Annotated in this window: 18 protein-coding genes and 1 riboswitch; of the genes, 3 read left to right on the forward strand and 15 right to left on the reverse strand. The window is 30.9% G+C overall.

All coding sequences use genetic code 11. The features are described 5' to 3' along the window. Position 1 precedes the first annotated feature (1 nt). The 14 genes from ACJJVY_RS07455 to ACJJVY_RS07520 form a co-directional block, all read right to left on the reverse strand. Positions 2-331, reverse strand: a complete 330-nt coding sequence (locus ACJJVY_RS07455) for a 2Fe-2S iron-sulfur cluster-binding protein (protein WP_405606458.1) — start codon at positions 329-331, stop codon at positions 2-4. A gap of 57 nt (positions 332-388) precedes the next feature. Next, positions 389-1,444, reverse strand: coding sequence for an NAD(P)/FAD-dependent oxidoreductase (locus tag ACJJVY_RS07460; protein ID WP_405606460.1), 1,056 nt, complete (start codon positions 1,442-1,444; stop codon positions 389-391). 4 nt (positions 1,445-1,448) lie between these two features. After that, the gene (locus tag ACJJVY_RS07465) at positions 1,449-2,033 is read right to left on the reverse strand and encodes a bifunctional precorrin-2 dehydrogenase/sirohydrochlorin ferrochelatase (RefSeq protein ID WP_405606462.1); all 585 of its coding nucleotides are present in this window, start codon (positions 2,031-2,033) and stop codon (positions 1,449-1,451) included. Between the two features lie 4 nt (positions 2,034-2,037). Then, complete coding sequence (gene cobA / locus ACJJVY_RS07470) at positions 2,038-2,808, reverse strand: uroporphyrinogen-III C-methyltransferase (protein WP_405606464.1); 771 nt, start codon at positions 2,806-2,808, stop codon at positions 2,038-2,040. Between the two features lie 10 nt (positions 2,809-2,818). Further along, a complete protein-coding gene (locus ACJJVY_RS07475) occupies positions 2,819-4,906 on the reverse strand; it encodes a HEPN domain-containing protein (RefSeq protein WP_405606465.1) in 2,088 nt (695 codons plus the stop codon). Between the two features lie 173 nt (positions 4,907-5,079). Further along, a complete protein-coding gene (locus ACJJVY_RS07480; RefSeq protein WP_405606467.1) occupies positions 5,080-6,327 on the reverse strand; it encodes a sulfate adenylyltransferase subunit 1 in 1,248 nt (415 codons plus the stop codon). Positions 6,328-6,443: 116 nt separating this feature from the next. Further along, a complete protein-coding gene (gene cysD / locus ACJJVY_RS07485) occupies positions 6,444-7,349 on the reverse strand; it encodes a sulfate adenylyltransferase subunit CysD (protein ID WP_405606469.1) in 906 nt (301 codons plus the stop codon). 10 nt (positions 7,350-7,359) lie between these two features. Further along, entirely contained in the window at positions 7,360-7,974 is a 615-nt protein-coding gene (locus tag ACJJVY_RS07490; RefSeq protein ID WP_405606471.1) for a phosphoadenosine phosphosulfate reductase family protein, read from the reverse strand. Beyond that, positions 7,974-8,237: a DUF2061 domain-containing protein gene (locus ACJJVY_RS07495; RefSeq protein ID WP_405606473.1), complete on the reverse strand. Its 264-nt coding sequence runs from the start codon at positions 8,235-8,237 to the stop codon at positions 7,974-7,976. The genes ACJJVY_RS07490 and ACJJVY_RS07495 overlap by 1 nt, the downstream gene beginning before the upstream one ends. Before the next feature lie 209 nt (positions 8,238-8,446). Continuing rightward, positions 8,447-8,860, reverse strand: coding sequence for an RrF2 family transcriptional regulator (locus ACJJVY_RS07500; protein ID WP_405606475.1), 414 nt, complete (start codon positions 8,858-8,860; stop codon positions 8,447-8,449). 92 nt (positions 8,861-8,952) lie between these two features. Continuing rightward, complete coding sequence (locus tag ACJJVY_RS07505; RefSeq protein WP_405606477.1) at positions 8,953-10,158, reverse strand: polysaccharide lyase family 7 protein; 1,206 nt, start codon at positions 10,156-10,158, stop codon at positions 8,953-8,955. 69 nt (positions 10,159-10,227) lie between these two features. Further along, complete coding sequence (locus ACJJVY_RS07510) at positions 10,228-11,394, reverse strand: trans-sulfuration enzyme family protein (RefSeq protein ID WP_405606479.1); 1,167 nt, start codon at positions 11,392-11,394, stop codon at positions 10,228-10,230. A gap of 82 nt (positions 11,395-11,476) precedes the next feature. Next, on the reverse strand, positions 11,477-14,878 hold the full coding sequence (thrA, locus tag ACJJVY_RS07515; RefSeq protein ID WP_405611614.1) for a bifunctional aspartate kinase/homoserine dehydrogenase I: 3,402 nt from the start codon (positions 14,876-14,878) through the stop codon (positions 11,477-11,479). Between the two features lie 97 nt (positions 14,879-14,975). After that, positions 14,976-16,250 carry an O-acetylhomoserine aminocarboxypropyltransferase/cysteine synthase family protein gene (locus tag ACJJVY_RS07520; RefSeq protein ID WP_405606481.1) on the reverse strand — a complete coding sequence of 425 codons (1,275 nt, stop codon included), beginning with the start codon at positions 16,248-16,250 and terminating at the stop codon, positions 14,976-14,978. Positions 16,251-16,376: 126 nt separating this feature from the next. Beyond that, positions 16,377-16,501: riboswitch (SAM riboswitch) on the reverse strand. A 358-nt stretch (positions 16,502-16,859) separates the two neighbouring features. Here ACJJVY_RS07520 and metK point away from each other — a divergent pair. From metK to ACJJVY_RS07535, 3 genes are all read left to right on the forward strand, one after another. Beyond that, on the forward strand, positions 16,860-18,116 hold the full coding sequence (gene metK / locus ACJJVY_RS07525; RefSeq protein ID WP_405606483.1) for a methionine adenosyltransferase: 1,257 nt from the start codon (positions 16,860-16,862) through the stop codon (positions 18,114-18,116). Between the two features lie 287 nt (positions 18,117-18,403). Further along, positions 18,404-20,875, forward strand: coding sequence for a zinc-dependent metalloprotease (locus tag ACJJVY_RS07530; protein ID WP_405611617.1), 2,472 nt, complete (start codon positions 18,404-18,406; stop codon positions 20,873-20,875). A 193-nt stretch (positions 20,876-21,068) separates the two neighbouring features. Next, positions 21,069-22,184 (forward strand): CNNM domain-containing protein, encoded by a 1,116-nt coding sequence (locus ACJJVY_RS07535; RefSeq protein WP_405606485.1) that lies wholly within the window; start codon positions 21,069-21,071, stop codon positions 22,182-22,184. 37 nt (positions 22,185-22,221) lie between these two features. On the opposite strand, the gene ACJJVY_RS07540 is transcribed toward ACJJVY_RS07535, so the two are convergent. Then, positions 22,222-23,073 carry a CPBP family intramembrane glutamic endopeptidase gene (locus ACJJVY_RS07540; protein ID WP_405606487.1) on the reverse strand — a complete coding sequence of 284 codons (852 nt, stop codon included), beginning with the start codon at positions 23,071-23,073 and terminating at the stop codon, positions 22,222-22,224. Positions 23,074-23,085: the final 12 nt, after the last annotated feature.

Consider the following 23,085-nt stretch of genomic DNA (forward strand, 5'->3'; position numbering starts at 1 on the left):
TTTACATTTCCGGAGCTAATTCTACCTCTAATCCTTCCATTTCTGGAGTCATTTGTATTTGACAACCTAATCTACTATTATCTTCCACATTAAACGCTTCTGCTAACATAGCATCTTCATCATCCGTCATTTCTGGTAAAACTGTATCAGATGTCACATAACATTGACAAGATGCACACATTGCCATTCCTCCACAAACACCAATCGTTCCTTCTTCAGCTAATTCGTAAGAACGAACAACTTCCATCAAGTTCATTGCCATGTCTGTTGGTGCTACAACATCATGTGTTACACCATTTCTGTCTGTTATCTTAATATTGATGTCTTGCATCTTTTTTATTATATTATAATTATTCTGTCTACAAAGTTACGTAAACCTAACAACAATTTACTCAATCGCTTTTACAACTGCTTTTGGTGCTTCTTTTCTTGTTCCGTCAAAACCATCTACACCACCAACTGTAGTATATTTCATTACGTATTTTTTATCTGGAAAAATTCTTTTATAAGCACTTTGGCACATTAAAGTTGCTTCGTGAAATCCACATAAAATCAATTTTAATTTCCCTGGATATGTATTTACATCACCAATTGCATAAATACCAGGAATATTAGTTTGATAATCTAAAGCATTATTTACTTTAATTGCATTTTTTTCAATTTCTAATCCCCAATTAGCAATCGGTCCTAATTTAGGTGATAAACCAAATAAAGGAATAAAGTGATCTGTAGGTAATTCAAAAGGTTCTTCACCTTTCTTTTCAATTAAAACCCCAGTAACTTTATCTTCTCCTAAAATACCTTTAATTTCTGCAGGTGTAACTAAGTTTATTTTACCAGCATCTTTTAATTCTTGTACTTTTTCTACTGAATCTAAAGCTCCTCTAAATTCATTTCTTCTATGCACTAATGTTACTGATTTTGCTACGTCTGATAAAAAAATTGACCAATCTAAAGCAGAATCTCCACCACCAGCAATTACTACATTTTTATCTCTGTATAATTCTGGTTCTTTAATAATGTATTCAACTCCGTTATCTTCAAATTTAGTAATATTATCTAACTTAGGTTTTCTTGGCTCAAAAGAACCTAAACCACCTGCAATTGCAACAATTTTAGCATGGTGTTTTGTCCCTTTATTTGTAGTTACAATAAAAGTACCATCATCTTGTTTGTCTATTGTTTCTGCTCTTTCTCCTAATGTAAAACCTGGCTCAAACTGTTTTGTTTGCTCAATTAGTTTATGCGTTAAATCTCCCGCTAAAATTTCTGGATAAGCAGGAATATCATAAATTGGTTTCTTTGGATATATTTCTGAACACTGCCCACCTGGTTGTGGTAATGCATCAATTAAATGGCATTTTAATTTTAACAATCCTGCTTCAAATACAGTAAATAACCCTGTAGGTCCTGCTCCAATTATAAGTATATCTGTTGTAATCATTATTTTAAGACTCTTTTTTCTCTATTAATCCTTTGGTGAATTCGTTTAGCGTTTCTACTTTTTCTTCGAAATCTCCTTTTATTGTTTTTCTAAACTCGTTTAAATTCTTTACTAAGTCGTCAATATTATCTGGAATTACTTCTTCAAAAAATTGACGTAATCTTTTGGCTGTTGTTGGCGATTTTCCGTTGGTAGAAATGGCCACTTTTACATTTCCTTTGGTTACAATTCCTCCCATATAAAAATCACAAAATGGTGGATTATCTGCAACATTTACCAAAATACTTCGCTTTCTACAATGCTTGTACACTTTTTCATTTACTTTAGGAATATCTGTTGTTGCTACAACAATATGCTTTCCTTTTAAATAACTTTTATGATATTTTTTGTTGATAAATTTTACGTTTCCTTTTTTAGCTAATGTCTTTGTTCCTTCTCTAAACATAGGAGAAACCATTGTTACATTTGCATCTGGACTCGATTTTAATAAGAATGTTAATTTTTCTTCTGCAACAAAACCTCCTCCAACTATTAAAACTTCAAGATTTTTTATTTTTAAGAAAATAGGATATAAATTATTTCTTTCCATAAAACTATCCATTTAACTCATTTGCATATTGCTGCTGAATCTCTAAAATTGTTTGGCGATGTTTAACAACTTCTCCTAAAACAATAATTGCCGGATTTTTCAACTCCTTTTCTGCAACAATATTTACGATTGTATCCACAGTTCCAATTCCTATTTTTTCATTAGTTCTTGTTCCGTTTTGAATAATAGCAACTGGTAAATCGTTTTTACCTTGAGCTTGAAATAATTTTACTATTTGAGGCAATTTACTCATCCCCATTAAAACCACAACTGTTGCGTTAGACTTTGCAGCCAACTCAATATCACTAGATATTTTATGTTCTTTTGTTGTACCTGTAATTACCCAAAAACTTTCTGCACTTCCGCGTTTTGTTAATGGTATATTTTGATAAGCAGCTACCGCTATAGATGATGAAATTCCGGGAACAACAGCAACTTCTAACCCAAAACCTGTTGCATATTCCATTTCTTCTGCACCTCTACCAAAAATAAAAGGATCTCCTCCTTTTAAACGAACTACATGTCCAAAAGCTTTGGCTCTTTCTACAATTAATTCATTAATTTGTTCTTGTTGATATGCATAACAACCTCTTCTTTTTCCAACAAAAACCTGTTCTGCTTCTGGGTTAATAAAAGACAAAATTTCTTCATTTACCAAAGCATCATATAAGACCACATCTGCCGTTTTTAAAACCTTAATCGCTTTTAATGTAATTAAATCTACATCTCCTGGTCCTGCGCCTATTACTGTTAACTTTGATGTTTTTAAACTCATCTTTTACTTTTTATGCATTAGTTTCTGCTTGTCTATAAGCTCTTACTTTTTGTAAAAACGTATTTGCATCGCTAATATACTTATTTGCAAATTCTTTAGTAGGCGCAAATTTATTAATTTGATAAATTAAATCGGCAAAAGAACCACCTAAATCTATTTTTTCTGATGTAACAAAAAGTTCATCAAATTGAGCAATAATACTTGCATGTGTATTTGTCTTCTTATTTTCTGCTAATAACGATGCTTTTGCAGAGTTTACAATAGATTGATATGCGTAATAAATAGCACCAGAATACACTCCGTTTTCAAAAGATTCTTTAGCATTTTCTATTTTTTCATCACTTTCTAAAAATAGAGTTGCAATTAAATCGATTACAACACCTGCACATTCTCCAATTCCTATTTCTTTTACATACTTATCTTCTTCTCCCCAATCAATAAAATCTTCTTGCGTTAAATTAGAAACATCTTGTAAATCACTTAAAAAACCATAAAAATACTTTTCTCCTTTTTCTTTATAATAATCTACAAATTCTTTTCCGTTTGCATTTGCTTCAAAATCATTTAGAATTCTACGTAAAGCTTCCGGACCTCTTTTACTGGGTACTTTTACCACTTTATCTGCAAATGCTCCGTTTCCGTTTCCTAAATTACCACCTCCTAATAAAACTTGTAATGCTGGCGCAACTAATTTATCTGGAGTTCTAACTGTCATTCCTTGAAAACCAATGTTTGCCATGTTGTGTTGCCCACAAGCATTCATACAACCACTAATTTTTATAACTAAATTTTCATTTTTTAAATACTGAGGATATTCTGCCGCAATTACTTTTTCTAATTCTACAGAAATTCCTGTACTACTTGCAATTCCTAAATTACATGTATCTGTTCCCGGACATGCCGTAATATCTACTGCTTTATTATAACCTGCTTCTACAAATCCTAATTTTTCTAATTCTTGATAGAAAAAAGGAACTAAATCTTTCTTTACAAAAGGAATTACAATATTTTGACGCAAGGTTAAACGGATTTCTCCTGCTGCATATTCATCAACTAAATCTGCTAACAATCTTGCTTTATCTGTATAAAAATCTCCTAAGAGAACTTTAATTCCGATTGCAACAAAACCTGCTTGTTTTTGCGGAATTAAGTTGGTTGATTTCCATAATTCAAAAGATTCTTGATCTTTAATTTTTACTTTTGGAGCATTAACATAAACTGGAGTTGATGCTACATAAGCGTCAGCATCAATTGCAACTGTTTTTAATTCTATTGCTTTTTGTTCTTGAGCAATTAAACCTCTAAAAGCTTCTAAACCGATATCTTTTAATAAGAATTTCATTCTTGCTTTGGCTCTACTTTTACGTTCACCATAACGATCAAAAATTCTTAAAACACCTTCCATTACTGGAATTATTTTATCCGAAGGTAAAAAATCATACAACACTTCTGCATGTCTTGGTTGAGAACCTAAACCTCCTGCAACCATCACTTTAAAACCTCTTACTCCATCTTGTATTTTAGCAATAAAACCTAAATCATGTAAATAAGACAATCCTGTATCTTCATCCGTAGAAGAAAAAGAAACCTTGAATTTACGTCCCATTTCTTGACAAATTGGGTTACGTAAAAAGAATTTATACAATGCATCTGCATATGGAGAAACATCAAAAGGTTCGTTTACATCGATACCAGCCGTTTCTGAAGCGGTTACGTTTCTAACAACATTTCCACAAGCTTCACGTAACGTAACATCATCTCTTTCTAATTCTGCCCATAATTCTGGAGTTCTATTTAAATCCACATAATGAATTTGAATATCTTGACGCGTTGTAATATGCAATCTTCCTCTTGAATATTCATCAGAAACTTCAGAAATTCTACGTAATTGATTACTCATTACTTTACCATAAGGCAATTTAATACGAATCATTTGCACGCCTTCTTGACGCTGACCGTAAACTCCTCTTGCTAAACGTAAACTTCTAAATTTTTCTTCATCTATTTGTAGATTATTAAATGCTGCAATTTTATCTGCTAATTCAATAATGTCTTTTTCTACAACTGGATTTTCTATTTCTGTTCTAAAACTCTGCATACTAAGAAGCCCATCCTAACCTTCCCAAAGGGAAGGAATTCTTACTCGGGTGTAAGAATATTGTTAATTATTATTCTATTTTTCTACAATTTTTTTAAACCTTGCAGATTTTACTTTTTCTTTTCTATTAACAAACTTGCTAGTTTTCCCCTTTGAGGAATTAAAAGGGGCTTTTATTTTATAAAACCAACTCCAACTGTACCATTTGTTTTTGGGTTGATTAAAATAAAAGAACCGTTAGATTTATTGTCTTTATAAGAATCTACCAATAAAGGTTTACTCAATTTTAATTGAATATCTCCAATTTGATTCAATTCTAATGCTGAAGGATTTTCTTCAATTCCAGAAAAATCAGTTTTTATAATACTCGATAACTGTGTAATTTTTGCTTGTGCATCATTTACACCATGTTTGATGTAATATTTTTGCGATGCTTTTAAAGGCTCTTTATCCATCCAACAAATCGTTGCCTCTAATTGTTTGGTAATTTTTGGTTCTTCGGATGCTTTTACCAACATATCTCCTCTACTTACATTTACATTATCTTCTAATGTAATTGTTACAGAACTTCCTCTTTTTGCTTCTTGAAATTCTTTATCGAAAAAATTAATTGTTTTAATTTTCGATTTTGTTTGCGATGGCAATACATCAATTTCATCTCCAACTGCTAAATCTCCTCCATAAATTTTACCAGCATATCCTCTAAAATCGTGATATTCTTCTGTTTTTGGTCTAATAACTGTTTGTACAGGAAAACGTGCTTGAGAATCATCATTAATATCTTCTACATCTAATCTTTCTAAGTGATGCATTAAAGTCTCTCCTTTATACCAAGGTGTATTTTCAGATTTATTTACAACATTATCTCCTTGTAAAGCAGACATTGGAATAAACGTTAAATTCTGACCTTTATACTCACTTTTACTTGCTAAATATTCAATTTCATTTTTGATTGTATTGTATTTTTCTTCTGAAAAATCAACCAAATCCATTTTATTAATTGCAATTACAACATCTTTAATTCTCAATAAATTATTGATAAAAAAGTGTCTGTAAGTTTGCTCTATCACTCCATTTCTTGCATCAATTAGAACAATAGAAGCTTGTGCTGTAGAAGCGCCAGTAACCATGTTTCTTGTATACTCAATATGACCTGGAGTATCTGCAATAATGAAACTTTTTGATGGCGTTGAAAAATAAATATGTGCTACATCAATTGTAATTCCTTGTTCACGTTCTGCAACCAAACCATCTGTTGCTAAAGAAAAATCTAAATAGTCAAAACCACGTTGTCTACTTTTTTCTTCAATTGCCTCTAATTTATCGTCAGTCAATGATTTTGTATCGTATAAAATACGACCAATTAAGGTACTTTTACCATCATCTACACTTCCTGCTGTTGCTATTTTTAGTACTTTCATTTTTTTTGAGCTGTTGGCTTTTCGCTAAATAGCTATTCGCCTAATTTTATATTCTTTTATTTATACTGATGGCTAATTGCCAAAAGCGAAATGCGAAAAATTTGTAAAACAAATTTTTAAAAATATCCTTGTTGTTTTCTTTTTTCCATTGCTGCTTCCGAACGTTTATCATCTATTCTTGCACCTCTTTCAGAAATAGAAGAATCTCTAATTTCTTCTACTACTTTTGCAATGTCTACAGCATCAGATAAAACTGCTGCGGTACAACTCATGTCTCCAACAGTTCTAAAACGAACCATTCTTTCTTCTACAACTTCCTCTTTATCTCTATACACAACCTCATCATCTGCAGACCAAATCATACCGTCTCTCACAAATATTTTTCTTTTGTGTGCAAAATAGATTGAAGGAATTTCGATATCTTCTTGCTCTATATAAGACCAAACGTCTAACTCTGTCCAATTAGAAATAGGAAAAACGCGTACATTTTGTCCTAAATCAATTCTTCCATTTAACATATCAAATACTTCTGGGCGTTGGTTTTTTTCATCCCATTGTCCAAAATCATCTCTTACAGAAAAGATTCTTTCTTTAGCTCTTGCTTTTTCTTCATCTCTTCTTGCTCCTCCAATACATGCGTCAAAACCAAACTCTTCTATTGCATCTAATAAAGTTTCTGTTTGCAACATGTTTCTACTTGCATATCTCCCTGTTTCTTCTTTTACTCTACCAGAATCTATATTGTCCTGTACATTTCTAACAATTAACTCAACACCTAATTCTTTCGCTAAACGATCTCTAAATTCAATTGTTTCAGGAAAATTATGACCTGTATCAATATGCATTAAAGGAAAAGGTATTTTTGCAGGATAAAATGCTTTTTGTGCCAAGCGTACTAAAGTGATACTATCTTTTCCTCCAGAAAAAAGCAACACAGGTTTTTCGAACTGTGCTACTACTTCTCTAAAAATATAAATTGCTTCACTTTCTAAAGCATCTACTTGTATTGTTTTATTACTCATAATTATCTTTTTAGATGTGCAAACCACATTCTCTGTTACTTTCTACTTTTGTTGGATCGAAATATGTAAACTCATTTGGTAAATTCTTTTCTTTTAAATACGCATCTAATTGTTCATCAGACCAATTGTAAAAAGGACTCACTTTTACAATTCCGTCTTTACTTACAGAAACAACGTCTATACTATCTCTAAATGCTGTTTGCCCTTTTCTAAGATTTGTAAACCATACATCAGGTTGATGCTCTTTCATGGCTCTTGCAAAAGGCTCTAACTTTACTTGCTCCGTAAAAACGGCATGTTTTGGATCTTCTATTGAAGGAACTCCTAAAACTACATTTCTGTGAGCGACCGTTTGTTTTGGTGTGTATAACTGAATGTTTAAATTCAATTTTCCTATAATTTCTTCTGCATGTTTATACGTTTGTACTGTATTATAACCTGTATCACACCAAATTACTTTTATATCTTTTTTTACTTCTGTAACTGCATTTAAAATTACAACTTCATAAGGTCTAAAATTGGTTGTAATTACAGGTTTTTTTCCTAAAGAAATTGCCCAAGAAATAATTTCTGAAGGACTTTTATCTTTTAACTCTTTGTTTATTTTTTCTAAATCTAGGTTCATTATTTTCCCCATTTTATTTTGTTCCAAATTCTTTCGTGAAAGAAGTATAAAATTAGTTTTGTTAAAAAATCTACTGAAGCAATTGATGTGGCCACAGCTAGTTCTCCTGTTAGTATATAAGACACCACTAAAGTGTCTACTGTACCTATAACTCGCCAGCTTAATGCCTTTAATACACTTCGTAAAGGCTTTTCTGACTTCTTATCTTCTTCAAAACCCTTACTCTGTGCTTTTTTGCTAAAAATGATTTGGTTTAAAATCATAAAAAATTAATTCAAATAAATACCCCACTCTTTTAGTAGGGTATGCAAACATACATCTTTTCTATATATAAAAACTAGTATAAATCTTAAAATTTACTAAATCCCTATAGATTTAGTAGATTATTAATAAAAGCAGATAAAATTTATGAATTTTTAATCACTACAAGGTTATAGTAAGTAGTGATATTTAAAAGTAAAAAATGAAGTTTCTAGCAATTACACAAATCTGCTAGTGTGGTGTTCTTAAAGATCTTAAGAGAACTATCTCTTATTTGAATCATTAATTTGTTTACTGCACAAATATTTTCATCAGGACAATCATCGCATTTTTCATAGAAATTTAAACTAACGCAAGGTACCATAGCAATAGGCCCTTCTAAAACCCTCATAACAATTGTCATTTGAATCTCCGAAGGTTCTTTTAAAAGATAATAACCACCACCTTTTCCTTTTTTAGAACCTAATAATCCGTTTTTACGAAGCGTTAATAAAATGCTTTCTAAAAATTTAAGAGAAATATTTTCACTTTGAGAGATTGTAGCAATAGAAACTGGTGTTTTATCTTTTTGCCTTGCTAAATAAGTAAGCGCCTTAATACCGTATTTTGTCTTTTTTGATAGCATAAAGCAAAATTACATAATTTAATACAATTACTATATTAAAATAGTAGGATAAACTTTTTAAAAAACAAAGAGCATTTAAAATTACAAATCTTCTAATCTGTTGTGTGCGATTTTTCTAAAGAATAAAAAGTAGCTTGAACATAATCATCTGCATCACCAGAATTATTCTGATTATATACACCTGCTTTAAAATACATATATTGACCAGCAACATTAAATCCGCTATCTTTCATATCAACAGTTTTAACAACATCGTCTTTTCCTTCTCTTATAATCGTAACCGTTAAAGCATCTCCAACAACTTTAATTGTGTAGCTAAATTTTTCGTCAAGCGCAATTCCATCTATCGGATTAGAAGCAATACTACTTCTAGAACCTATCATTTCGTACCACTGTTCACTTCCGTTTCCATCAGTTGGCTCGTGAGCAAAATAAATTGACCCTAATGTATTGTCTTTTAATTTCCTATAATAAAGACGAATAGGCTCATCATCATTTGCATGAATTTGACCTACAATAACTCGTCCTTGCTGGCCAGAATCTCCTGTAGAAGTTACATGATTTACAGAAAGAGTTGCAGACATTTCTCCGTCATAAGCAGCTGCAGCAGCAATTTCCGTTTGCGGAGCAGTACCAAAAACCCAATTATTTTTATTTACTCCTTGTGTACTAATACTTGTATCTGTTCCTCTTAACATTTCTCGGAATTCTACCCTTGTATAACTTGTATTTGCTGATGTTTTAAATCCATCTACCGGACATTTAAAAACCATTCCGCCATCATCTGCCGTATAAAAATAGTTACTATTTTCATAAGCGCTATTAATTTCACTTACCGTAATTGTTGTTGCTGTTCCATTTCCTTTATCAACAGGAATACTTAAATTCCAAGTTGATAAATCAAAATTTTCTGAAGGTGCTTTATTTGGATCTAATTCTCCTGAAATTTCTTCTTTTGCAGCCTGGGTTATCGTTAAAGATTCTGATAAACTACCACCAATAACTGTAATTACACCTGTTCTTTTATTAAACTCTGTATTTGCTGTTACAGAAATTTCTATCGTTTTATTATTTGTCCCACTTGTTGGATTTATTGTAATCCAATCAGCATCACTTCTTGTGTACCAATACATATTAGCTGTTACCTCTAAAGATTGTGTTTCTTGATTTGCAGAAAATTCAGAAACAGCAGATAAAGACAAAAACTCTAATTCCTCTTCCTCTTTCGATTCACCAGAACTACAACTAAAAAGAAAAACAAAAAGTAAACAAGAAAATATAGGTTTTAAAAATTTCATAATTATATTTTATAAAAAATAGGTTTTAATAATAATTGATTGAGCTTAATGCAAATAATGTACCTAAAATTAGTTATTAAGTGCTTGCGATAAATCTGCAATTACATCTTCTGCATTTTCTAAACCTACAGAAACTCTTACCAAACCATTTGTAATACCAACTTCCAGTCGATCTTCTTCAGACAAACGTCCGTGAGTTGTAGAAGACGGATGCGTAACAATGGTTCTTGTATCTCCTAAATTTGCCGACAGAGAACACATTTTTATAGTATCTAAAAATTTTCTTCCCGCTTCAATTCCTCCTTTAATTTCAAAAGCAACTATGTTTCCACCCAATTTCATTTGGTTTTTTGCGACTTCGTACTGAGGATGCGATTGTAAAAACGGGTATTTTACAAATTCTACATTTTCATTTTCTTCTAAAAATTGAGCAACTTTTAAGGCATTTTCACAGTGTTTTTCTACTCTTATTGATAAAGTTTCTAAACTTTTAGATAAAACCCACGCATTAAACGGAGACATTGCTGGCCCTGTATTTCTTGCAAATAAATAAATTTCTCTAATTAAATCTTCCTTTCCAACGGCAATTCCTCCTAAAACACGGCCTTGTCCGTCCATTAATTTTGTAGCAGAATGCACAACAATGTCTGCTCCAAATTTAATTGGCTGCTGTATATAAGGTGTTGCAAAACAATTATCAACAATAAAAATAAGATTGTGTTTTTTGGCAATGTTACCAATCAATTCTAAATCTAAAATATCTACTGCCGGATTTGTTGGTGTTTCTATATAAAGAATCTTTGTGTTTTCTTGAATTAAACTTTCTACTAAATCTACCTCATCAACTTTAAAATAAGAAGTTTCAATATTCCATTTTGGCAAATATTTGGTAAACATACTATGTGTAGAACCAAAAACAGAACGACACGAAACAATATGATCTCCTGCATTTAACAATGCTGCAAATGACGAAAAAATTGCAGACATACCAGTTGCAAATGCGTAACCAACTTCTGCACCTTCCATTTTTACAACCTTATCTACAAATTCTGTTGTATTCGGATTTGTAAATCTGCTGTATAAATTACGTTGTTTTTCTTCTGCGAAGGATGAACGCATGTCTTCTGCATCATCAAAAACAAAACTAGACGTTAAATATAACGGTGTAGAATGTTCAGAAAACTGACTTCTTTCTGTTTGATTTCTAATTGCTTCTGTTTCGAAATGTTTACTCATTTATTTTTATTATTTGTATTTAGTAAATCGTAATTAGTGTGTATTTTTTCAAACTACTAACTACTAAAATCTAATTACGTTTTTAGTTATTATGTTTTGCTAATCTTAAAATGTCTCCAAAAACACCTCTTGCTGTTACGCTTGCTCCTGCTCCTGCTCCTTGAATTACAATGGGTTGTTCTCCGTAAGATTCTGTATAAATTTCAAAAATTGCATCAGAACCCTTTAAAGAACCTAAAGGTGAACTTTTTTCTGTGGAAACCAATTTTACCTCTAAAGTACCTTTATTTTGCGATAAATCTCCACTTAACTCTCCAATATAACGTAAAACGTGGTTTTCTTTTTGGTTTTCTTTTATTGTTTGATACTCATCATTCAATAAGTCTAATTTTCCTAAGAAATCATCTGCAGAACCTTCTCTTAAGTTTTCTGGAATTAAATTTTTAATTTTAACCTCATCAAACTCGTTTTCTAATTCTAACTCTCTTGCTAAAATTAATAATTTTCTTGCAACATCATTTCCTCCTAAATCTTCTCTTGGATCTGGCTCTGTAAATCCTTTGTCGATTGCCTCTTGTAAAACTTTCGAAAACGAAACATCTTTAGATGAGAAATTATTAAATAAATAACTTAAACTCCCAGAAAAAACACCTCTAATTTTGGTAATATTTTCTCCAGATTCATGTAATAAACGAATCGTATCTATTAAAGGTAAACCTGCACCCACATTGGTTTCGTATAAATATTGTTTTTTGTACTCTTTTAACTTTGCTCTTACTTCTTTATAAAAATCAAACGATAAGGTGTTTGCAATTTTATTACAAGAAACCAAATCGAAACCTGCTTCTATTAATGGAATGTAGTTTGCCACAAAATTTACACTTGCAGTGTTATCTACCGCAATTAAATTTTCGAAATGATGCGATTTTGCAAAAGCAATAATATCATCAACTTTTACATTTTCCTGACCATTTTCTTCTAAACTTTCTTTCCAAGTATTAGAAACTCCGTCTTTTTTAAGCAATACTTTCTTAGAATTTGCTACTGCAAAAACATTCAATTGTAATTTTCTTCTTTCTAAAACAGATTGTGTATTTTCTATAATTTGATCAATTAACGTTCCGCCAACCAAACCTTTACCAAAAACAGCAATGTTTATCTTTTTAGTTACTCCAAAAACCTGACCGTGAATAACATTTACCGCTTTGTGCAACTCAGTTTTTTTAACAACCAAACTCACGTTTTTACCCGTAACTGTATTGTTGAATAAAAGTGGCACAATTTGATTCTTGATTAATGCATTATATGGATGATGAAATTGACTTAAATCTTGCCCAATAATAGAAATTACAGAAACATCATCAAAAACGGCAATATGATTTACATCTTGCGCATGAAAATCATTTTCAAATTCTTCTTCTAAAGCATTTACTGCACGCAAAGTATTGTCGGCATTAATTACCAGACCAACTCCACGTTCAGAAGAACCTTGCGCAATAATATTTACACTAATATTTTCTTTACTTAATGTATTAAAAATACGAGCATCTACACCAACTTTACCTAACAAACCTCTACCTTCAAAGTTAATCATCGCCATATTTTCTATGGTAGAAATTGTTTTAATTCCTTGTGATGCAGAAGTAGATGAAATTAAAGTTCCTTTATCTTTAAGATTAAAAGTATTTAAAATTCTTAGGTTGATATTTTTTTCAATTAACGGAATAATTGTTTTTGCATGTAATAAGTTTGTACCAAAAGTAGCCAATTCATTTGCCTCATTAAAAGACAGTTGATCTATTTTTTTAGCATCAGCAACTAGTTTTGGATCCGCAGTAAAAATACCACTAACATGCGTATAATTTTGCAACTCATCAGCATCTAAATAATTAGCTAGCAAAGCGGCAGTATAATTACTTCCATTTCTACCTAAAGTGGTTGTTTCTCCTTTTTTGTTGGATGCAATAAAACCAGAAACAACATTAATTGTATCGTTATTTTCTTTAAAATATGTAATTACATTTTCTTTAGAAATTGCAGATATTGGTTGTGCATTTCCAAAGTTTTCATCCGTAATAATTAACGATCTAGAATCTACAGCTTTTGCTGTTATATTTTCTTTTTCTAACAGACTCGCTACCATTTTTACAGATAACAATTCTCCTTGTGCTAAAACTTCGTCTTTAATTTTCTGACTATAATCGCCTAATAAAGAAACACCTTCAAAAATGGTTTCTAACTTAGAAAATTCATCAGAAAAATCAACAGTATTATTAGGTGCTAATTGATATTCTTTAAATTTATCAAACTTAGTTTTATACTCTTTTTTACTAGATGCTTTTTGTAAAATAGCTTCTAATTCGTTCGTTGCATTTCCTCTTGCAGATGCAACAACTGTAATTTTTACTCCTTTTTTATATTTACTTGCAATAATTTCAATTGCATTTTCTAAGCCTTTTCCATTGGCTAAAGATTTTCCTCCAAACTTTAAAACTTTCATCTTCTTTTCTCTATAATCTTTATTAAAAATAGGTTCTATAATTTTTTGTAATTGATCATATTCCATTAAAAATGCATCATGACCATGCACCGAATTTATTTCGTTATACGTAACATTATCTTTTGTTAATGCTAATTTTTTATGCGTTTCTCTGTTTTCTTCCGCAGTAAAAAACAAATCAGAATCCACACCAATAATGTGAATATTGGCATCAATTTTATCTAAAATTTCGATATCTTTTTCTCCTCCAACAGTAACATCTATTGTCTTTAATAATTGATTCATTAATTTATAAGACGATAATTGATAACGCTCCTGTAAAGATTTTCCGTGATGCAACAACCAACTTTCTACATCAAAAATATCTGAATCTTCTTTTTTAGAGCGATGAAAACGCTCTTTAAAACTTTCTGGCGTTCTGTAACACAACATGGCGTGCATTCTTGCGTCGTGCACAGGATTGCTAGAATTTACCAAAAATTGTTCTTGAATTTGACAGTTAGCAATTAACCAATCTGTAGACTTCCAATCGGTTGCAATTGGTAAAAAATGTTGGGTTAATTTATTGTTTAAAACCATCATTTCCCAAGCAATTCCGCCACCTAAAGAACCTGCAATTAAAGCGAATAAAGTATCAATTTTTAAGATTGATAAACCTTTTAAAAATATGTTTGCAACATCTCTAGCAATAAAATCTTTATAATTATCAATTAAAAATCCATCGAAACCATTACCTGGAATATTGAATGATAAAATGGTGTAGGTTTTAGTATTAATCGCCTTTTCATCACCAACAATATCTTGCCACCAACCTTTTTTACCGGCAACATAAGAGTTACCTGTAAGTGCATGATTTACCAAAATAATTGGTGCAGTGCCTAAATCTTGCCCAAAAACTTGGTAACTTAAGTTTAGTTCTGCAATTAATACACCAGATTCTGTGGTAAAATTATTTATTTTGATATGTTGTAATGGATATTCCAATTTTGACATTTTTTTTTGTCTGTTCGAGCGCAGTCGAGAACTCTTAATTTACGAAAGTTAGTTAAACCTTTCGACTCCGCTCAAAGAGACAATTGTTTTATATTTCTGAAAAAGCCGCTTTTAAATCTGCTTTTAAATCTTCTAAATCTTCAATACCTACAGACAATCTAATTAAATCTTGACTTACACCTGCACTTGCTTGCGCTGCTTCATCTAATTGTTGATGCGTTGTACTTGCCGGATGAATTATTAATGATTTTGTATCTCCTATATTTGCCAATAAAGAGAATAATTTTGTGTTATCTGCAATCTTTTTTGCAGCTTCAAAACCACCTTTTACACCAAAAGTCACCAATCCACTTTGCCCTTTTGTTAAATATTTATCTGCTAAAGTTTTGTATTTATTACTTTCTAAACCAGGATAATTTACCCAAGTTACTACTTCTTGCCCTTCTAACCAAGTAGCTAAAGCCAATGCGTTTTTAGAGTGTTGTTTAATTCTAACCGGTAAAGTTTCTAAACCTTGAATGATATTAAATGCATTTGTTGGACTTAATGCACCACCAAAATCACGCAATCCTTCTAAAATCAATTTAAAAACATACGATGCTGCACCTAAAGTTTCATAATATTTTAAACCATGGTAACCTGCAGAAGGCTCTGTAAATTCTGGGAATTTTCCGTTTGCCCAATTAAATGTTCCAGCATCAACAATTGCGCCTCCTAACGAAGTTCCTTGTCCGCCAATATATTTTGTTAATGAATGAATTACAATATCTGCTCCATGTTTAATCGGGTTTAATAAAACAGGCGTTGCCACCGTGTTGTCTACAATAAAAGGAACTTCTGCCGCTTTAGCGTGTACAGAAATTGCTTCTAAATCTAAAACATCTAACTTCGGGTTTCCTAAAGATTCTACAAAAAATGCTCTTGTATTTTCTTGAACTGCATCAGCAAAATTATCAGGATTATCAGCATCTACAAACGTAGTTGTAATTCCGAACCTTGGTAACGTTACACTTAATAAATTATACGTTCCTCCATATAAACTGCTTGAAGCTACAATATGATCTCCGGCTTTTAAAAGAGTTAACAATCCTGTTGAAATTGCTGCAGTTCCAGAAGCAAAAACTACTGCTCCAATTCCGCCTTCTACAGCTGCTAAACGATCTTGTAAAATTTGATTTGTTGGATTGTTTAAACGCGTATAAATAAACCCTAATTCTTTTAAAGAAAATAGATTTGCTGCATGTTCTGAATTGTTAAAAACATACGAAGAAGTTTGATAAATAGGAACTGCTCTTGTTCCTCCATTTTGTGTTACATCATGTCCTGCATGTAATGCGTTTGTTGCTAATTTGTGCGTACTCATTTTTCTAATTTTTTTGAGTTAATAAATTGATTAAAACAAAAGTTGAATGCATCAAAATTTTTGATGTACTTACTAGAAAAATGTTATTAAGAATTATGCAAATACACGGAAAATGTACTTGTTTTTGGGTTATCTATCCAATTTCTGATAAATGAATCTGAAATTAAGTAGAATTTAGCACCTTCTTTTCCTCACGAAAAGGGTTGCTAAGGCTTCAACGGGTCTAATCCCTTCACCTTTCTTGATAACATTTCAATAAGTTTATTGAACTTTGTGAATGCAAATATATGTTCAGAAAAATTTAATATCCAAGAAAAAATTAAATTATTTTCATTTAAATACCAATTTCTTATTAAAATCCTTGTTTTTTATCATTATCACATAATCTAAAAACTGTAATTTTAATTTCACTGATAATATCATAACAAAATATTATGATTAAAAATTATGATATTAAAATTTAAGATGTAACTTTGCAAAGAATTTAGAGGAAAAATTTGAACTGATTGCAACCTCATAAAAAAAATGCTAAAGCAGTAAATTCCTACTACTTTTCGCGACCAATGCAATCTCTTTTCATTTTTCAATAATTATAAAAGAAGATTTAATATGTCATATTTATTTACCTCAGAAAGTGTTTCTGAAGGACACCCAGACAAAGTTGCAGATCAAATTTCTGATGCTTTAATCGATAATTTTTTAGCTTTTGACAAGTCTAGTAAAGTTGCTTGTGAAACCCTTGTTACAACTGGACAAGTTGTTTTGGCTGGAGAAGTAAAATCTAAAACTTATTTAGACGTACAACAAATTGCCAGAGATGTAATTAACAAAATTGGTTACACTAAAGGAGAATATATGTTTGATGGAAATTCTTGTGGAGTTTTATCTGCAATCCACGAACAATCACCAGATATTAACCAAGGTGTTGATAGAGTTACACCAGAAGAGCAAGGCGCCGGAGACCAAGGAATGATGTTTGGTTACGCAACTGATGAGACAGAAAACTATATGCCTTTGGCCTTAGAATTGTCGCACAGATTGTTAATTGAATTAGCTCTTTTACGTCGAGAAAATAAGGAAATTAATTACTTACGTCCGGATGCAAAATCTCAAGTAACTATAGAATATTCTGATGACAATGTTCCGCAAAGAATTGATGCGATTGTAATTTCTACACAACATGATGATTTTGATACTTCAGAAGAAGTAATGTTAGCAAAAATTAAAAAAGATATTGTAGAAATTTTAATTCCTAGAGTAGTTGCAAAACTTCCTGCTCATATTCAAAAATTATTTACAGATAGTATTACATATCATATAAACCCAACAGGAATTTTTGTAATTGGAGGACCTCATGGAGATGCTGGTTTAACAGGAAGAAAAATTATTGTGGACACTTATGGTGGTAAAGGTGCACATGGTGGTGGTGCTTTTTCTGGAAAAGACCCAAGTAAAGTTGATAGATCTGGAGCCTATGCTACAAGACATATTGCTAAAAACTTAGTTGCAGCAGGTGTTTGTAAAGAAGTTTTAGTACAGGTTTCTTACGCTATTGGTGTTGCAAAACCAACAAGTATTAATGTTGATACTTACGGAACTGCTTCTGTTGATTTAACTGATGGAGAAATCAGTAAAATAGTAGAATCTATTTTTGATATGCGTCCTTATTTTATAGAACAACGTTTAAAATTAAGAAACCCTATTTATTCTGAAACTGCTGCTTACGGACATATGGGAAGAACTCCAGAAGTAAAAACAGTAACCTTTACAAACCCAATGGGAGAAACAGTTTCTGAAGAAGTAGAAACTTTTACTTGGGAAAAATTAGATTATGTAGATAAAATTAAAGAAGCTTTTAAACTATAAAGGCATACTCAATACAAAGTAAAAACGACATCAAAGTTAATTTGATGTCGTTTTTTATGAATAAATTAATAATAATAATCGTCTTTTTATTTCATAAAAATAAAACATGAACATCCATCAACAAATAAAAAAAACCTAAAACACACATTTAAAACACATTAAATTTAATCTAATTTAATTACAACTTTTTTTTTAACATAAAATCACCTTTCTCTTTAACATAAATTTAAGATATCAACTTTTAGAGTTTCCGTAATTTCGGACGCAATTCAAATAAATCACACATGATATCAAAAAAATTACTTTCGCAACTATTCATAGTTGCTCTAATTTTTGGATTTTCTTTAGAAACTGAAGCTCAGTTTTGGAAAAAAAAGAAAAAAGAAGTTCAAAAAAAAGCAGCTCCTAAACCAAAAAAAGGAGACATCCAGCCTTATTCTAAGGTAGTTACTAAAGACCATAAAACAGATAATGGTCTTTTTAAAGTTCATTCAAAAGACGCATCTTATCTTTTCGAAATTCCAGATTCTCTTATAAACAGAGAAATGTTAATGGTAACAAGAATTGCTAAAACTGCAAGCGGACTTGGTTTTGGAGGAGGAAAAACTAACACACAAGTATTACGTTGGGAACGTAAGAAAAAGAATATTTTATTACGTATTGTTTCTCATAACGTAGTTGCAGACACTCTTTTACCTGTACATGAAGCTGTTGTAAATTCTAATTTAGAACCTATCTTGTTTTCTTTTCCTATAAAAGCAATTAGTAAAGATAGTACTGCTACAGTTATAGATGCTACAGAATTATTTTCTACAGATATTAAACCTTTAGGTCTTCCTGATTTTTATAGAAAAGGATATCAAGCTACAAGAATGGATAAAACACGTTCTTATATTGATAGAGTTAGTAGTTACCCTAAAAACATAGAAATAAGACATGTAAAAACTTATTTTGCTAACAAACCGCCTTCTAACAGTGCTTTAGGATCTATTACTTTAGAAATGAGTAATTCCATGGTATTGTTACCAAAGGTACCTATGAAACGTCGTTACTTTGATGAAAGAGTTGGTTGGTTTGCTAGAGGGCAAACTGATTATGGTTTAGAAGCTCAAAAAAGTAAAACAGTTAGATATTTAGATAGATATCGTTTAGAAGTAAAAGATGAAGACATCGAGAAATTTAAAAGAGGAGAATTAGTAGAACCTAAAAAGCAAATTGTATACTATGTAGATAGAGCAACTCCAAAAGAATGGGTTCCTTATATTATAGAAGGTGTAAATGATTGGCAAGTTGCTTTTGAAGCTGCTGGTTTTAAAAATGCAATTGTTGGTAAAATGGCGCCAACAAAAGAAGAAGATCCAGAATATAGCCCAGAAGATGTACGTTATTCTGTAATTAGATATTTAGCCTCTCCGATTCCTAACGCAAACGGACCTCACGTAAGTGACCCAAGATCTGGAGAGATTTTAGAATCTGATATCAACTGGTATCATAATGTAATGACGTTATTACACAACTGGTTTTTCGTACAAACGGCTGCAATAAACTCAGATGCTAGAAGCAATAACTTTAAAACAGAAACAATGGGACGTTTAATTCGTTTTGTTTCTTCTCACGAGTTAGGCCATACTTTAGGATTACCACATAACATGGGAAGTTCTTCTGCATATCCTGTAGACTCTTTACGTTCTGCTACCTTTACAGCAAAATACAGTACTGCACCTTCTATTATGGATTATGCTCGTTTTAATTATGTTGCACAACCAGAAGATAAAGGTGTTGCTTTAATGCCAAACATTGGTACTTATGACAAATACTCAATTGCTTGGGGGTATAAACCAATCTTAGGTAAAACTGCTATTGAAGAGAAACCTATTTTAGATTCTTGGATTTTAGAACATGCAGGAGACCCAATGTATCGTTTTGGTCGTCAACAACGTGGTGTTATAGACCCTAGTTCTCAAACAGAGGATTTAGGAGACGATGCAGTAAAAGCAAGTACTTATGGTATTAAAAATTTAAAATTAATTCTACCTAAATTAAGCGAATGGACTACCGAAGATGGAGAGACTTATGATGATATGGCAGAAATGTACAATCAATTAATTGGGCAGTTTGCTAGATATATGGGACACGTTTCTTCTAATATTGGTGGTATTTATGAAAACTATAAAACAACAGATCAAGAAGGAGCTGTATATACACATGTAAATAAAGCTCGTCAAAAAGAGTCTTTAAAGTTTGTTATTGATGAATTGTTTAAAACACCTACTTGGATGCTAGACAAAGACCTTTTCTCTAAAGTACAATCTAGTGGTGCTATAGAAAACATAAGATCTTTACAAACAAGAACTTTAAATAGCGTTTTAAGTGCTGATAGAATGGCACGTATGATTGAAAACGAAACTTTAAATGGTACTAAAGCTTACAATTTAGTTTCTATGTTTTCTGATGTAAGAAAAGGTATTTGGTCAGAATTATATAACGGTAAAACTATAGATACTTATAGAAGAAACTTACAAAAAGCTCACATTGAGCGTTTAGATTACCTTTTAAATAAAGCCGAAGACCAAAGAGGTCGTTTTGGATCTGCTTCTGTTAATGTAGGGCAGTCTGATATTAAATCTTTTGCAAGAGGAGAATTAAGTAGATTAAAAAGAGATGTTAGGTCTGCTGCTTCAAGAGCATCTAACACAACTTCTCGTTACCATTTACAAGATGTTTTAGCTAGAATTGATGTAGCTTTAGATCCTAAATAAAATTAAAATTCTTTTTATAAAGAAAAAGCTTCATCTTAATTGGATGAGGCTTTTTCTTTTTTTGACCAATTATTATTATACCTAAATAATTCTATAATCAATCTTATTTTCATATTTTTAACCAAAACCTTTTACAAAATATTACAAATAAGAAACTTTATTTTAACTATTTTTGACTCTTAACTTTGTATTGATGACACTATTAATAATTTATGCTACTGTTTCTATTTTCTTTTCTTTTTTATGCTCTATTTTAGAAGCTGTACTGTTAAGCATTACTCCTACTTTTATAAACTTAAAAAAGAACGAAGGACATGAGTTTGCTTCTACTTTAGAAACATTTAAAAAAGATGTTGATAAACCTTTAATTGCAATTTTAACTATTAATACTATTGCCCATACAGTTGGGGCAATTTTAGTAGGTGTACAAGCAAAAGTTGCATATGCAGAAATGTATGGTAGCACAACAAAAACAATTTTTGGCTTTCAAATTACCGAAGATCTTATGGTAGGTGTTGTATCTACTATTATGACTATCTTAATCTTAGTTGCTTCAGAAATTATACCAAAAACCATTGGTGCAACTTATTGGAGACAATTAGCAAACTTTACTTCTAAAGCTTTAAACTTAATGATTTTTCCATTAAGATGGACAGGGATTTTATGGATTCTACAATTAACCACAAAATTAATTGGCGGTAAAGGTCACGGAAGTATTTTAAGTAGAGAAAGCTTTTTAGTGATGACGGAAATGGCTGAGAAAGATGGAGTTTTTCAAAAAAACGAAAGTAAAGTTATTAGAAATTTACTAGGCTTTAAAGAGATTAAAGTAAGTGATGTAATGACTCCTAGATCTGTGTTAGAAATTGCTGATGAAAGCCAAACCATACAATCTTTTTATGATGAACATCAAGAACTACGTTTTTCTAGAATTCCTGTTTTTGCAGAAAACCCTGATGAAATAACGGGTTATTTCTTAAAAGATCATTTATTAGATGCAATGATTAAAGGAAATAGCGAAGTTACTTTAGCTACAATAAAAAGAAATATACTTATTACAGATAGAGAGTTATCTATAGCAAATTTATTTGACCAGCTAATTAAAGAAAAAGAACAAATTGCCTTAGTTGTTGATGAATACGGTTCTGTTAGTGGTTTAGTTTCTCAAGAAGATGTTATAGAAACCTTACTAGGTTTAGAAATTATGGACGAAAGTGATTCTGTTGCAGATTTACAAGATCATGCTAGAAAATCTTGGAAAACTCGTGCAAAAAAGTTAGGAAACTTAAAAGATAATAAAGAAGAATAATTTATTTTCTGATATTTTAAAATTTTAAATCAGGTAGTTAAATCGTCTGTAATTCTTTTTTACAATTAAAATAATATGCTATTGCAACTATAGTTATAATTTGTGCTATTACAGCCAGATAAGAACCTTCAAAACCAAATGGTCCACCATTAATTAAATTCGGTTGGTTTATTTTAAATTCAATTAAAGAATACGATTCGTGTCCACTAACATTAAATCCTAAAAGTGTTTGAAATAAGTTCCAGCTTAAATGCAATGCTATAGAAAACCATAAATTTTTAGTATAAATATAAGGCAAACCTAAAAGTATTCCTGCTAAAAATAGGTTGAGTAGCGCAAATGAATCTATATGGTCATTGAAGCCATGTATCAAAGAAAATAATATTGATGATAAAATAAGAGCTATATACTTATTAAAAGAAAATAGTAAATTCTTTAAAACATACCCTCTTAAAATAACCTCTTCGCCAACCGCAACAATTATATAAAGTAAAATTGATATTATTAATTCTTTAAAATTAAAATTGGTTTTTAAAAAGATAATTTCATCAAGATAAATTAAAATATAATATCCTAAAGACATTATAACCAAGCCAATTATAATACCAATAATAAATTCTTTAAATCTATTTTTTGTTTGAAAACCAAGTTTAACAAAAGGCTCTTTATCTACAAACTTCATAAAAATCCAAAGTGCCAGAAAAGTACCCACTAATCCAGAAAAATAAATAATTAAGTCTTCAAACGAATTTCTAGTTTCTTGACTTGTAAAATCTACACCAATTATTAATCCACCAATAAATTGAAATAACCCAACAATAAAAAAACAGGGTATTGTAAGTAATAAAACTCTTAACCAACCCCTGTATTTAAATTCGTTCTTTTCCAATTTTATAAGTTT

Source organism: Polaribacter sp. Asnod1-A03 (assembly GCF_045063585.1).
Taxonomy (GTDB): Bacteria; Bacteroidota; Bacteroidia; order Flavobacteriales; family Flavobacteriaceae; genus Polaribacter.

Excerpts from the sequence above, each read along its gene's own strand:
- ACJJVY_RS07455 (WP_405606458.1), bottom strand. The coding sequence starts at position 331 with ATGCAAGACATCAATATTAAGATAACAGACAGAAATGGTGTAACACAT.
- ACJJVY_RS07460 (WP_405606460.1), bottom strand. The coding sequence starts at position 1,444 with ATGATTACAACAGATATACTTATAATTGGAGCAGGACCTACAGGGTTA.
- ACJJVY_RS07465 (WP_405606462.1), bottom strand. The coding sequence starts at position 2,033 with ATGGAAAGAAATAATTTATATCCTATTTTCTTAAAAATAAAAAATCTT.
- cobA (WP_405606464.1), bottom strand. The coding sequence starts at position 2,808 with ATGAGTTTAAAAACATCAAAGTTAACAGTAATAGGCGCAGGACCAGGA.
- ACJJVY_RS07475 (WP_405606465.1), bottom strand. The coding sequence starts at position 4,906 with ATGCAGAGTTTTAGAACAGAAATAGAAAATCCAGTTGTAGAAAAAGAC.
- ACJJVY_RS07480 (WP_405606467.1), bottom strand. The coding sequence starts at position 6,327 with ATGAAAGTACTAAAAATAGCAACAGCAGGAAGTGTAGATGATGGTAAA.
- cysD (WP_405606469.1), bottom strand. The coding sequence starts at position 7,349 with ATGAGTAATAAAACAATACAAGTAGATGCTTTAGAAAGTGAAGCAATT.
- ACJJVY_RS07490 (WP_405606471.1), bottom strand. The coding sequence starts at position 7,974 with ATGAACCTAGATTTAGAAAAAATAAACAAAGAGTTAAAAGATAAAAGT.
- ACJJVY_RS07495 (WP_405606473.1), bottom strand. The coding sequence starts at position 8,237 with ATGATTTTAAACCAAATCATTTTTAGCAAAAAAGCACAGAGTAAGGGT.
- ACJJVY_RS07500 (WP_405606475.1), bottom strand. The coding sequence starts at position 8,860 with ATGCTATCAAAAAAGACAAAATACGGTATTAAGGCGCTTACTTATTTA.
- ACJJVY_RS07505 (WP_405606477.1), bottom strand. The coding sequence starts at position 10,158 with ATGAAATTTTTAAAACCTATATTTTCTTGTTTACTTTTTGTTTTTCTT.
- ACJJVY_RS07510 (WP_405606479.1), bottom strand. The coding sequence starts at position 11,394 with ATGAGTAAACATTTCGAAACAGAAGCAATTAGAAATCAAACAGAAAGA.
- ACJJVY_RS07520 (WP_405606481.1), bottom strand. The coding sequence starts at position 16,250 with ATGAGTACGCACAAATTAGCAACAAACGCATTACATGCAGGACATGAT.
- metK (WP_405606483.1), top strand. The coding sequence starts at position 16,860 with ATGTCATATTTATTTACCTCAGAAAGTGTTTCTGAAGGACACCCAGAC.
- ACJJVY_RS07535 (WP_405606485.1), top strand. The coding sequence starts at position 21,069 with ATGACACTATTAATAATTTATGCTACTGTTTCTATTTTCTTTTCTTTT.